The following is a 13045-nucleotide window of genomic DNA, read 5'->3' as shown; positions in this document are numbered from 1 at the left end:
GTCTTATCAACCATCCTTTCTAATTTTCCACCATAGTGACTACTTTAATTTCATCATCATCTTTATGGAATGATTGGAAGCTGTTGATCAATTTATCGAGATGCTCAATCATTTCCTCGTAATCAATGATTGTGGAAACAAGCCCCATCATATGATAAATGTACGCTTCAGTATCTTCATCCGTTTTGTGTTGAAGCGATAAAACAAGATCGAACAATTCTTTATTTGTCTTGTTTTGCTCTTTTTCAAATGTAACAGATGTTCTGATTCGTCTAGCATATTTCAGATGAATTTGCTCATGTTGAACTATTAGGTAATCGAGCTGATCCCGGATGGTGGTCCTGAACTCTTCCGGCATATGGTGAATTTGATTTTCGTATTTATTCATTTTGCGCAAAATATCAAACAACCGGCGTGTTGTAGCAATCATTTGTCGATATACAACCAGTTTTCTTGCCTTAGCACGTTTATCTTTCTTAAAGAGCTCTCGGTCTTCCTTGTACATTAAATAAAACTGTTCGAGGCGAAGGATGCGCTCCTTTAAGTTTTGAATTTCGCCTTTTAGATGTGTATGTTCAGATAGATTTCGAGTGCTTATGCGAATCCATCTGTAAATATCTTCAGTTACTTCCGTAATTGTCGTATAGAGCTTAGTCTCATATTTAGGCGGCAAGAAAAACAGGTTCACGATAAAGGCGGAAAAAATCCCGAGCATAATACTGAAGAATCTCAACAAGGCAAACTCGAGGAAATGTCCTGTCTGACTTTCCATTATGGCAATAACTGTAACAACTGATAAAGAAATGGTGTTTTCGGATTTTAATCTAACATTAATGATAATAATGATGATACACGCCAACCCAACAAGAAAAGCATGATTGCCAAAAGCTAGAACAAATAAAATGGCGACAATCGCGCCGATCACGTTACCTTGCACCTGCTCTATAATAGTGCGATATGATCGGAAAATAGTAGGTTGAATCGCAAAGATTGCCGCGATTCCGGCGAATGCCGGGGATGGCAATTTCAACATTTGTGCTAGCGTCAGTGCTAAAATGATGGCGATTCCGGTTTTTAATATACGGGCACCAATTTTCATTCAGAAATGGTTCCTTTCTTTCTTCATATTTACTAGTAAATTATTGCTTTTTTCTGTTTTATACAGACATTTTCAATAAACAATTATGTAATATACAACAGATCTTTTATATAAGCAAGATGAAAAAGTATGAACTTTATTTCCGTTTCTGATAGTATTTACTATTCTTGAAAAGAAGTCTCATTAGAATAAAGAAAAGAGGCAGATTTCAACAGTCGTTCGAAAACTATTGAAATTGCCTCATATTTTTTAATTGCTCTTTTCTAAATCTGTAGCGTGAAAAAGGACTGGTGCCGTTTTTTCTACTCTTTCTGAAATTATAAAAATCTACGTTGTTTATAAGTTAAAACAAGTGTATCGACGTCCAGATCCAGCGCCCAGCACCTATTGCCCTTCGGCAACCTCCCTTCGATAAGTCAACATCGAATCACTGTTGTTCTTCGTGTTTCCTTTATCTTCGGGAGGGTGGAACAAAGACTAAAACCGCCACGTCCTGTGGCAACGTCTTTGTGACTCTCATCCTGAGAGCCTCAGTTCATACGGTGCTAAACAGGGCGCTTGCGCTTTTGTTCAAAGGTAAGAAGGTTTATATTTTTGAACTTAGATAGCTGTCTAACCTTACACCTGCCATGCTCGGTCCTAAGCTGCCTCCCCCAAGAAACCAAGATCGGGTTTCTCGTGTGATTCATCTTAGTCCTCCCGCATAGCTCCTTTTTGACTTGCAACATATTCAAGATGGTAACTATCTGAAGATGGCTGCAAATCTGAGTATGCGTCATACCAAAAAGGACCGGTGCCAGTTTTTCTTACTCAGTAGAAATGGAGGGGTCTGCTTGCTCTTTAATTGGCACGATTTGAACAAAATGTTCAGCTGGATTTTGCAACAAAGATTCCAGTCGGGAAGCTTCTAACTCTTGATCGTGATCTTTCAATATTGCGATATATTGAGACAGTAGCTCGTTTACATCGCTAATGCCTTGCTTATTCAATTCTTGGATTGATACTTTAGCGCCAATCGCCATTCTGCGTGAGATGGCTTCTTGCGTCAAGCCCATTTCCGGCTGCAGTCGGTGGTAGATGACGCCGCCGGTCATTCCGGCACATGCCCACGGACCGATATCGCCAAGAACCAGACCTCTGCCATTAGTCATATATTCAAAGGCAAATCCTTTAATATTGGAATGGACAGCAATATTGCCGTGCTCCTGAGCGGCGATTGGTGTAGTCACTTGACCTCCGATAATCATATCTGCGCCTGATAAACGAATGCCTGCCCGCGCATCGGCATTACCTTGGGCAATCAGCAGGCCTTTTTGAGCACCGTAGCCGAATCCTTTTCCGACAGAACCGTTGTAATAGTTACCGTCTTTACCTTTTGATTTTAGAATAGCGATGGTGCCGCCGAAAGATGTTTTACCGATACCATCCTGAGCGCCACCGTCCACATGGATCTCAATGCCGCTGCTGTTATAAGCGCCAAGCCCATTTCCAGGAATAGAGCCATCTTTATAAGATAGTTTCACTTTTGGAAGAGATAAATAAGAACCGTCCAAACGTCCTCTTACACGGTGGCAGGAAACACGGCTGCCAAGTACTCTTTGCTCAGAAGTTATGGTGCTGAATTCTCTCGAATCCTGCAATTGTTCAACGGAGCTATCCAGATATTCAGCTCCGACAGCCACTTGCATCGAAGTATCATTATTATGAACAGCGGAATCTTGGTAGTTTAATTGTCCGATATCCAGTGTTTTCAACATATAAGATAGATCAAGCAACTCATTGCCTCTTACTTGTTGAAGGAGATCGGAGCGGCCGACAAGATCCTGCAGATTTATAGAGCCTAAAGCTGCAGTCAGAGCTTTTAGCTCTTCACCGAAAGCTGTAAAGAAATTTGTAAGATTAGTAACAGCCAAATCAGGTTTTCGGGGAACGAAGCGGCGTAAACCATGCTCTTTTGCCTGAGCTTCGGTTTCAATTTGGGTAGCGATCCCGACATGGCAAGTATCCAAATGACAGCCGCGACAAGTTGTGCAGCCGACTGCAATCATAGATAATGTACCGAACCCGATACGGTTTGCGCCTAATAGCATGACTTTTAGGACATCAGAGGCGCTTTTAATACCGCCGTCTGCCCAGAGCTCGACACTGTCACGCAGCCCGGCTTCCAATAAAGCGTTATGTGCCGCTTTCACACCAATTTCAACCGGTAAACCGACATGCTGAAGAGCATGTATACGTGCGGCACCTGTACCTCCATCGAAACCGGACAGTGTAATGATATCTGCACCTGCTTTGGCGATGCCGACTGCGATTGTTCCAATGTTCGGTACAACCGGAACTTTAACAGCTACGCGTGCCTGGTCATTAGCCGTTTTCAATTCATGAATCATTTGAGCCAAGTCTTCGATTGAGTAAATATCATGATTGTTAGATGGCGAGATTAAATCCGATCCGATTGTTGCATTTCGAGCTTCGGCAATTTTGGCAGTGACCTTTGATCCGGGCAAATGTCCGCCTTCACCGGGCTTTGCGCCCTGGCCAATCTTGATTTCAAGCAAGTTGGAGGAATTCAATAGTTCAGCATTGACACCAAAACGGCCGGATGCCACTTGCTGGCCTCGCGTTTTCGGATATTTACCGAGCATATCTTTAATTTCTCCGCCTTCGCCGTTTAGACTAATCATATTTAACCTATTAGCAGCTTCCGCATAGGCGCGGAAAGCTATTTCATTTTGAGAGCCGAACGACATCGATGCGATCACGAACGGGAGGCTATGTTCGCCGACAGCAATAGATACCTCGTTAGACGAAATATTTTTGTCGCTTGTTTTAAAACTCGTCAAATGGCGGATGGTAGTCGGATTATTTTCTTCCTGCTCGGTAATCTTTTCGCGATATGCGTCATAAGTACCGGATGAAGCCACTTCGCCGATTGCTTTCCAAATTCGAGGGAAGAGGTTAAAAGTTTTTCCGATTCGTTCCTTTTCATTATTGAAATCAATGGCACGCTGAAAAGCATCTTCTTTGAATGAGTAAAGATTAGCTGATAGCTTTTCAGAACCAAGGAAATTAACGATTTTCAATGTGTCGGCTATTTCTGTATGAAGGCCGATACTGGAGAACAGTCTGCCATATCCGCGCAACTCGTGAATGCCGATTGTAGAAATTACTTTCTCAAGACCTTTATTTAAAGCTGTATATACATTTTTTACTGCTTTTGTTGAATCTTCTTCAGTCACTATAGTCAGGAACATATAGTAAGGGCTAATTAAGTTTGCGCCGAGTCCGTAGGCTGTAATGATATCATGCAAGGAGCGGATCGAACCGGAGCGAAGCAAGATTGAACATTCTCTGCGCAGATTTTTTTCTACTAAAGCTTGATCGATGGCTGATGTCGCTAGGTGAGGGTCAAGCCATAGATGACCTTCTTGATGTGCTTTCTCGTCATCAAGAATAAGAATGATTTTCCCTTCTTGCACTGAGTTAATTGCTTCTTTTTTTAGACGCTCTAACGCTTCGGCAATGGATTCATCCTCTTGGAAGGTAATTGACAATGTCGCAGTTAAGTTCAAATCTTCAAAATATCCTTTAAAGCTATCATAATTAGGCTGGTTTAAGTCTTTTGAACAATCAAGCCCAACTTCGCCCTCTATTAAAATAGGAGACAGCAATTCTACTACATGCTCCGCTTTTTCTTGAGCAAATAAAGACGGTCGCTTGCCGATTACTGTTCTGGTAGAGAAATGCTCTGTTTCACGATCGCGGTCAATTGCTGGATTGGTTACGACCGCAACGCTTTCTTTTATGAAATCAGCAATGTTTTTCCGTTCTTTATTTAAGGCGGCGAGCGGTGCATCATGCCCGAGGGAACGAATCGGCTCTACGCCTTTTTCAGCCATCTGTTCGATGAATTGAATATGCTCTCGTTCCCAACCCATCGCTTTATATTGGCCATTGTGAATTTTGACAGCAGTATTATGGGAAAGCTGCTGATGAATTTTTGGGTCAAGCAGTCTTTCACTGTCGTTACATAGCTCAAATCGTTTAGAGAAACGTGCATACACCTCTTGTTGGAAACAATCGTACGGATAAACTTTAATATCGCCATCTGCCCATTTGAGTCCTATCTTCTCACCGGGTCCAATCGGCTTTGGCTCACCGCAAAACTCTGCTGACGGAATAATACCTGGTTCAGATGAGAACAAGTAAGAAGTCTCTGTTTCAACCTGCCAAAGCGGTCTTAAACCTAAAGCGTCCACCGAGAATACGGCTTCGTCCCCAAAACGGGAAATAATGCCGGCAGGTCCTTGGGCAAAATGGCCCCAAGCTTCGCGAATATATGTGTATAAATCTCTTTTCTCATGAGAATAAGCTTTAATTTCATTAATGATAGGAGGAAACAGGACATCAATTGCTTCGAAAAGCGAATAGTTATGTCTGCAAATCAATGTTTCAACTGTTCTGTTCAAGTCTTGTGAATCGCTTCCGCCTTTTACGAGAGGCACTCCAATCATTTTGGCTTCATCACGAAGTTTTGCGATTGTATTAATTTCGCCATTATGCCCGAGTACGCTAAAAGGTTGTACACGAAAGAAGCTGGATAGTGTATTCGTAGAGAAACGGTTATGTCCTAATGTCATGGTGGAAGCAATGAATGGGTCTGCTAAATCCGAATAATATTTCGGCAAAATATCCCCGGCGCCCATCACTTTGTATACGGAATGGTATTGACTTAACGAAGCGACATGAATGTTGAGATTTTCTTCAATTGAATGTGTAAGAGTGAATAGTGTGTTGGAAAGATCTTGTTTTGTAAGGTTGTTGGCGATGCAGGCTATTTGCCAGAACATCGGATTTTCTTGGATGGCAATCGGACCTAAAGCATCCGAATTATAGGCTTTATCGCTTTCGAAAAGAAGCGTTAAACCTGATTGGAGAAATTTTTGCTTAACTTCGGCTTGCAGTGTGCTGCTATTTTCTTTTTGACTCAGAAAAAAATGCCCTACAACAAATTGCTCGGAATCTGCAAGATTGGCATCTAAACCTTGTTCTTTTAATTTTTTCTTCCAGAGCGCTCTCGGAATATCAATATGAATACCGACTCCATCACCTTCACCGTTTATGAATCCGGCACGATGATTCATCGTTACTAACGCATCAATGCAAGTGAATATATTTTCGCGAGTGGGAATTCTTTTCTTTTCGATACAAGACACGATTCCGCAAGCATCGTGTTCTTGGTTACGGAACGAATGAAATAAACTTGGGCTCCATTGCTGTGTCATAAATAAGGGCAAACATAAGGGATTGCCTTAGGTTGCCGTTCACCTCCTAAAGTAAAATGATATATGTGAAAAAATGGTTTGAAAAATCCATAATCCATTCTAATCATTGAACACTTTTGGATTATATGAAAATAGGAATGAACCAAAAGAGAATCGTTACATAATGATATCATCAAAATATTCAGAAATCAATTATTTATGCAAAATATTGGATAATATTAGATGTCCATTTTATGAACAAAAGTATATAAAATCAATGTTTTTAATGATTTTTTGCAAGAGAAATAAAACAACCTTGAAGAATAATTATCTTCAAGGTTGCATAAAAATGCATATTATTTTTCTTCTTGTAACGTTTTGAAGGCATTTTCAACAGCAGAGATTGTATATTTAATATCTTCTTCTGTATGAGCTGTTGTAAGGAACCAAGCTTCATATTTTGAAGGAGCAAGGTTAACGCCTTGATTCAGCATTAGATGGAAGAACTTAGCGAACATCTCGCCATCAGTGTCTTCTGCTTGTTTATAGTTGATTACTTTTTCTGTAGTGAAATAAAGTGTAAGTGCGCCTTTCAGACGATTTGTTGTAATTGGCATGTTATATTTATCAGCAGCTGCCAAAATACCGTCTTCAAGCATTTTTCCTAAACGGTCGAACTCTTCGTATACGCCTTCTTGTTTCAACACTTCCAGGCAAGCGATACCTGCTTGAACTGATGCTGGGTTGCCTGCGTGTGTACCGGCTTGGTAGGCAGGTCCAAGAGGAGCAACTTGATCCATAATTTCTTTTCTGCCGCCGTATGCTCCAATCGGAAGACCGCCGCCGATAATTTTACCAAGTGCAGTTAAGTCAGGAGTAACACCAAGTAAGTTTTGCGCACCTCCATACATGAAGCGGAATGCTGTGATGACTTCATCATAAATAACTAGAGCGCCAGCATCATGTGTTAATGTGTTTACTTCTTCTAAGAAACCTGGAAGTGGCTCAACAATTCCGAAGTTACCGACAATCGGTTCTACTAGAACTGCGGCTATTTCAGAACCCCATTTAGCCAAAGTTTCTTTATATGCTTCGATGTCATTGAACGGAACTGTGATCACTTCATTCGCGATGCTTTTCGGAACACCGGCAGAATCAGGTGTTCCAAGTGTTGAAGGGCCAGATCCTGCTGCAACTAACACCAGGTCTGAATGTCCGTGGTAGCAGCCGGCGAATTTTACGATTTTGTCGCGTCCAGTATAGGCACGTGCAACACGGATTGTTGACATAACTGCTTCAGTACCAGAGTTCATGAATCGAACTTTTTCCATGCCAGGAATCGCTTCTTGAATCATTTTAGCGAACTCAATTTCATGGCGAGTCGGTGTACCGTATAGAACCCCGTTTTCAGCTGCCTTTGTGATTGCTTTTGTGATATGAGGATGGTTAAATCCAGTGATGATTGGTCCAAATGCCGCTAAATAATCGATATATTTGTTGCCGTCCACATCCCAGAAATAAGCGCCGTCCGCTTTTTCCATAGTGACAGGAGAACCGCCTCCTACTGCTTTATAAGAGCGTGACGGACTGTTAACGCCACCGACGATGACTTCTAATGCTTCTTTATGTAAAGCTTCTGAATTAGTGAATTTCAATTGTATTCCTCTCCTTACATGTTTCATGTCCTAACTCATTGTATCACCATTGTACTCCGCTTTATTACTGTTTTCTATTAATAGAAATTGTAGGAATGTTCATAAAAATGGACAAGAAAGAGTAAATTGTAATAGAGAGCAGAAGTGAGGGATGATTGTGGACTTTTTTCTTTTGACATTGGCAGTCGTTTTTTGCATGTTCATGAGTATTCGAGTGCTCTTTTTGCCGGCTGAGGGCGGCAAGCAAAAAATATCTTTCAGTCATTTTCTTTGGCTTGCCTGCTTATACGGAACCATCTGTATTGGTTTTGCTCTCATATATTTGCTGTTTGAAATACGGGATATAAGTGTCATGCTCGATCATGGTCTGGAGATTAGCGGCCATTTTTTTATGAAACTTGAGACTGCATTTTATTTTAGTGCAATGACGATGTTTTCAGTGGGATATGGTGAATTAATACCGGTTGGCTTAGGGAGAATCATTGCGACCATTCAAGCATTTATTGGATATACACTGCCGGCAGCATTTGTTGTCAGGACGGTCATCGATATGGATATAAATCCGAATCAGTAACTGTCATTTGAATGAGGAAGGTATTTTTAGTACGCTAATGGTAGTAATGATTGGAGGTTGAAATCAATGACAGCGATTATTGGAGAAAAAGCACCGAATTTCACTTTACCTTCTAATGAAGGAAAAGAAGTTTCATTATCGGATTTTATCGGCAGAAATATTGTTCTTTATTTTTACCCGAAAGATATGACGCCAGGATGTACGACAGAGGCATGTGATTTCCGCGACTCGCATAAGCAGTTCCAAGATGAGAACACGGTTGTTCTCGGTATCAGTCCGGATCCGATCAGCCGTCATGAGAAATTTATTGAAAAATACGGGCTGCCGTTTTTGTTATTGTCTGATGAGAACCAGGAAGCGGCGAAAAGCTATGATGTATGGAAACTGAAAAAGAATTTCGGCAAAGAATATATGGGTATCGAACGATCGACTTTCATCATTAATAAAGAAGGCGAATTAGTGAAAGAGTGGAGAAAAGTTAAAGTGAAGGGGCACATTGAAGAAGTTTTGGCCTATGTGAAGGAAGCTTTATAGAAAAACCGTTACCAGTCCTTTTTTATTTATGATTCGACTCCTTGCTACACTTCAATGAAAAAGGAGACATGCGGGAACCAAAATGTGGAAGTGGCCCACAAGTAAGGAACAGCGACTAAGAACGCTACGTCCTATAGCAACGTCGCTGTGACTCTCGTCCTGAGAGCCTCCAACCTGCATAAGACGAATCATGTAGGAAATTGTAAAATTTCCGGAGTGGTTTGGCTTATGACCTCGAGGAGCTGGCCGCTGCAGCTAGACAAATTCTAAGAAGGAACAGCGCTGTAGCAACTTCGCTGTGACTCTCGTCTTGAGAGCCTCCGCGCCGTGAAAACCGGTTTTGGTTTCTTGGGAGGGATGGCAATTAATGAACATCGGCTAAAAACGCCACGTCCTGTGGCAACACCGATGAGACCTACATCCTGTAGGCCTCAAGCATGTCAGGTATAAGGTTAGACAGCTATCTAAGTTCAAAAAAATAAGGTGTTTGTCCGAGGGCGTTGTACAACTTCTTGCATATACATACATTATGGAGTACCTCCTCAAAACATTTTCATTTCAAACACGGACTGCACTCGGTTCGTGTTTTTTATTCTATTTTATAGACCTATAATTTGACTTGTAAGAATAATTATCAGTTAATTATAGTAAATATCAATAGGGAGTGTTGTTTAAATGAGAATATATACGCGTAGCGGAGATAAAGGTACAACCTCTTTAGTGTACGGCCAACGTGTTTCTAAAACAGATGACCGCGTAGAGGCGTACGGAACGTGTGATGAAGCCAATTCCTTAATCGGGTTAGCTATGAGCTTTATAGAGGATGAAGATTTTGATGGAAAAGATGGGGTCAAAAAAGCATTTCACCGCATCCAAACAGAATTGTTCCATGTAGGAGCTGAATTGGCAACGCCTGAAGGGAAAGAAGTATTGTGGAAACTAGAGGAGAATCATATTAATTTTCTTGAGAAAACTATTGATGAATGGGATGCTGTATTGCAGCCGCTGACTAATTTTGTTTTGCCGGGCGGTCACCCGAGCGGAGCGGCCCTTCATTCGGCTAGAACAGTTGTGAGAAGGGCAGAGCGTTGTGCTGTGAGGATAGAAGGGGAAGTCAATCCATTAGTACTTTCTTATTTAAATCGTCTATCAGATTTGCTGTTTGTTGCCGCGAGATATGTAAATCAGCAATTAAATCGCACAGAGCCTACATTACATGCGAGTGAGTAATTGACAAATGTGTGACGGAGAGATTACACTAATTATAAACATTATAAAGTAATAATCTATTTAATTAAAATTTTGAATTTGGGAAGGAGGTGCATGACGATGTCAGAAAGCCATCTTAAAGATGCACTAGATATGCTGAAGAAATCAAATGTGCGAATCACGCCACAACGTCATGCGATACTTGAGTATTTAATCGACTCAATGTCCCATCCTACAGCTGATGAAATTTACAAAGCGCTTGAAGGGAAATTCCCAAATATGAGTGTTGCAACCGTGTACAACAATTTGCGGGTGTTTCGTGAAGTCGGTCTGGTAAAAGAATTGACGTACGGGGATTCTTCCAGCCGTTTTGATTTTACAACGTCCGATCATTACCATGTTATTTGTGTGAACTGCGGTACGATTGTTGATTTTCATTATCCGGGATTAGATGAAGTCGAACAGCTTGCTTCTCATGTAACCGGCTATAAAGTGTTTCAACACCGAATGGAAGTGTACGGAGAATGTCCAAGTTGTGTTGCAAAGGCAGCGCACTAGGAAAAACCGTCACCGGTCCTTTTTCATCAGGAATATGCTACTTAGATTCGCCTCGATGAAAAAGGAGCCATGCGGCAGGACTAAGATGAATCACACGAGAAACCCGGTTTTGGTTTCTTGGGGGAGGCAGCTTAGGACCGAGCATGGCAGGTGTAAGGTTAGACAGCCATTTATGTCCAAAATTCTATACTTACTAAAAAAGTTGGCGTAATTACTCGCCAACTTTTTTTCTGTTATAAGAAGCTTTAAATTCTTTTCCTTCTAAATTCTTGTCCAATGTCAGCGGTTCATCGCAATACATACACATATCTACTCGTCCAAGTACTTTTGTAATTTTATTGCAATTTGGGCAGACAACTTGAACGGTGTTTGTCGAGATCATTCCAATCCAAAAATATACGACGGTACTGGCAACAATACACAGTAAACCTAATACCATAAAAATGGTCATAATAATCGGTGATGATTTGAAAAAGATTCCGCCGTACATCACAATCATACTGATGAAAACTAAGCTTAGAGCAATAGTCCTGATCTTATTGATTTTGTTTTTTGGTTTCGCCATCCTCATCCCTCCATTTAAAATATACCACATTTTCCATAAAATAGTGATTGTGTACGGAGGCTTCGAAATTATTTACAAAACTTTGTCGAAATTTGTTGAAAATGTTAGAAGGAATTATAATAGTAATGTCGAAATCAATACAACGGATTAAATATTTGGAGGAATGAGAAATGGATGACATATTGCGACCTATATATCAAGAAAGGGCAAGTTCGCCGTCAACTCTAGGTATACTTCTCATTGAAAAAAGAAGTTTTGAGTCATATAGCACAGATTCTTTTGATTATATCCTACTTGTTATTACTGAGAAAAAAGAAGTGCCTTTAATGGTGAAACATTATTCATATGAAGAACAAAAAGCAGCATTATATACAGTCAGTAAGGAACAGTTGGATGAATGGCTGGTGCTCGGCAGCAATCGAAGATTAACGGAATGGCTCCATCATGGAAGAATCATATTTGACAGAAATGAGAATATCGCCAAGTTAAAGCAAGAAATAAAAGAATTCCCGTTTAATGGACGTAATTTGAAAAAAGGCTTAGAGTTTGCCAAGTTAGTCAGAAGATATACGGATGGCAAATTGCTGTTTGATAGAGGACATTATTTGGATGCGTATAATTTTATGGTGCACGCACTTCATCATTTAGCGCGCCTGGAAGTAATTGATAGCGGTTTTTATCCGGAAGTAACTGTCTGGGAACAAGTCAGATACATCGAACCGCAAATCTATAAACTGTATGAGGAATTAATCAATAGTGAAGAGTCAATGGAGAAGAAATTAGAGTTAGTATTCCTTGCAAGCGAGTTCCTTATTTTCTCTCATATGCAAACGGGAACGGAACATTTTGTTGGAATCTTATCTGAAAAAGAAGACGCTTGGACGATTAATGAATTAATGAATCATGAAGGACTAAAGCATTATTCAGTTGATCTGCCGGTGCTATTGGAGTACTTAATTGATAAGAAAGTAATAGAAGTAATTAATGTAGAAACAAAAGGTCAAAGCCTTTATCATAGACGATATAAATTAAAGTGAAATTTTTTTAAAAAAGTTATTGACGGATAGTATTGTTTAATGGTAAATTAATATACGTCGCCAAGAGGTGATGAGTTAATAAGACAATATAACATCAAATAACTTCGAATGAAAATTATTTCAAAAAAGTTATTGACAACTGAAAGGTTAAGATGGTATATTAACGAGGTCGCTTCTGAACGAAGTGAAGAAAACAAAATAGTTGTTGACAAACAAACGAGCTGATGTTATTATAAAAAAGCTTCTGTTCGAAACAACAGATTGATCTTTGAAAACTAAACAAAACAAAAACGTCAACGTTAATTCTAATAAAACGTTTCGGCATTGACCGAAACAAAACTTTTTATTTTATGAGCTTTATCAAACACTTTTTGGAGAGTTTGATCCTGGCTCAGGACGAACGCTGGCGGCGTGCCTAATACATGCAAGTCGAGCGGACAGATAAGGAGCTTGCTCCTTTGAAGTCAGCGGCGGACGGGTGAGTAACACGTGGGCAACCTGCCTATAAGACTGGGATAACTCCGGGAAACCGGGGCTAATACCGGATAGA

Annotated in this window: 9 protein-coding genes and 1 rRNA gene; 6 read left to right on the top strand and 4 right to left on the bottom strand. The window is 40.5% G+C overall.

The features are described 5' to 3' along the window. Positions 1-19 precede the first annotated feature (19 nt). The 3 genes from IEO70_RS10135 to IEO70_RS10125 form a co-directional block, all read right to left on the bottom strand. Positions 20-1099 carry an FUSC family protein gene (locus IEO70_RS10135; RefSeq protein ID WP_190998263.1) on the bottom strand — a complete coding sequence of 360 codons (1080 nt, stop codon included), beginning with the start codon at positions 1097-1099 and terminating at the stop codon, positions 20-22. Between the two features lie 806 nt (positions 1100-1905). Further along, a complete protein-coding gene (locus IEO70_RS10130; protein ID WP_190998262.1) occupies positions 1906-6384 on the bottom strand; it encodes a glutamate synthase-related protein in 4479 nt (1492 codons plus the stop codon). 335 nt (positions 6385-6719) lie between these two features. Then, entirely contained in the window at positions 6720-8018 is a 1299-nt protein-coding gene (locus IEO70_RS10125; protein ID WP_328820908.1) for a glutamate-1-semialdehyde 2,1-aminomutase, read from the bottom strand. 157 nt (positions 8019-8175) lie between these two features. On the opposite strand from IEO70_RS10125, the gene IEO70_RS10120 reads away from it, so the two are divergent. The 4 genes from IEO70_RS10120 to perR all read left to right on the top strand — a co-directional run bounded on the left by IEO70_RS10120 (position 8176) and on the right by perR (position 10893). Continuing rightward, positions 8176-8592 carry a two pore domain potassium channel family protein gene (locus IEO70_RS10120; RefSeq protein ID WP_190998260.1) on the top strand — a complete coding sequence of 139 codons (417 nt, stop codon included), beginning with the start codon at positions 8176-8178 and terminating at the stop codon, positions 8590-8592. Between the two features lie 66 nt (positions 8593-8658). Beyond that, complete coding sequence (bcp, locus tag IEO70_RS10115; RefSeq protein ID WP_190998259.1) at positions 8659-9126, top strand: thioredoxin-dependent thiol peroxidase; 468 nt, start codon at positions 8659-8661, stop codon at positions 9124-9126. Positions 9127-9801: 675 nt separating this feature from the next. Beyond that, a complete protein-coding gene (locus IEO70_RS10110; RefSeq protein WP_190998258.1) occupies positions 9802-10356 on the top strand; it encodes a cob(I)yrinic acid a,c-diamide adenosyltransferase in 555 nt (184 codons plus the stop codon). Between the two features lie 99 nt (positions 10357-10455). Beyond that, entirely contained in the window at positions 10456-10893 is a 438-nt protein-coding gene (perR, locus tag IEO70_RS10105; protein WP_190998257.1) for a peroxide-responsive transcriptional repressor PerR, read from the top strand. Positions 10894-11104: 211 nt separating this feature from the next. Here the strand turns inward: perR and IEO70_RS10100 are convergent, their stop codons facing one another. Next, positions 11105-11458 (bottom strand): YgzB family protein, encoded by a 354-nt coding sequence (locus IEO70_RS10100; RefSeq protein WP_190998256.1) that lies wholly within the window; start codon positions 11456-11458, stop codon positions 11105-11107. Between the two features lie 170 nt (positions 11459-11628). Here IEO70_RS10100 and IEO70_RS10095 point away from each other — a divergent pair, with 170 nt between their 5' ends. Further along, the gene (locus IEO70_RS10095; protein ID WP_190998255.1) at positions 11629-12495 is read left to right on the top strand and encodes a nucleotidyltransferase-like protein; all 867 of its coding nucleotides are present in this window, start codon (positions 11629-11631) and stop codon (positions 12493-12495) included. Positions 12496-12863: 368 nt separating this feature from the next. Further along, positions 12864-13045: ribosomal RNA gene (locus tag IEO70_RS10090) — 16S ribosomal RNA — on the top strand; the annotation flags it as partial.

Source organism: Peribacillus faecalis, from assembly GCF_014712675.1.
Taxonomy (GTDB): Bacteria; Bacillota; Bacilli; order Bacillales; family DSM-1321; genus Bacillus_AD; species Bacillus_AD faecalis.
Note: the sequence above shows the minus strand (reverse complement) of the source record. Positions and strands in the feature narration are given on the sequence as shown.